The organism is Pseudoalteromonas sp. SR44-5 (genome assembly GCF_014163675.1).
GTDB lineage: Bacteria > Pseudomonadota > Gammaproteobacteria > Enterobacterales > Alteromonadaceae > Pseudoalteromonas > Pseudoalteromonas rhizosphaerae.
This window is the reverse complement of sequence record NZ_JACJDT010000211.1, coordinates 1-344: the sequence shown is the minus strand read 5'-3', so window position 1 is coordinate 344 and position 344 is coordinate 1. Positions and strand designations below refer to the sequence as shown.

Annotated in this window: 1 rRNA gene; it reads left to right on the top strand. The window is 42.2% G+C overall.

The window, feature by feature from the left end:
• Window positions 1-225: 225 nt before the first annotated feature.
• Window positions 226-340 (top strand): 5S ribosomal RNA (gene rrf, locus H5154_RS23290).
• Window positions 341-344 lie beyond the last annotated feature (4 nt).

Below are 344 nucleotides of genomic sequence, written 5' to 3'. Positions count from 1 at the left end.
GTACTAATTACCCGTGAGGCTTAACCATACAACGCCAAACGCGTTTTATGTGATAGTTGATAGCGCAAGAAGTTAATAGACTAAAGTAGATTTACTGAAAACTTTATTATCAGAATTCCAAATTTATAAGGTGACTCTTAGCGCGTAGCGTTAAAGTTGAGGCACCTTGCGCAAAGGAAATGTAAGCACTACGTGCTTTGTCATAACTCCTTTGCACCCTATTTGCTTGGTAACAATAGCGTTTTGGACCCACCTGACCCCATGCCGAACTCAGTAGTGAAACGAAACAGCGCCGATGATAGTGTAGCATTTGCTATGTGAAAGTAGGACATTGCCAGGCTCCA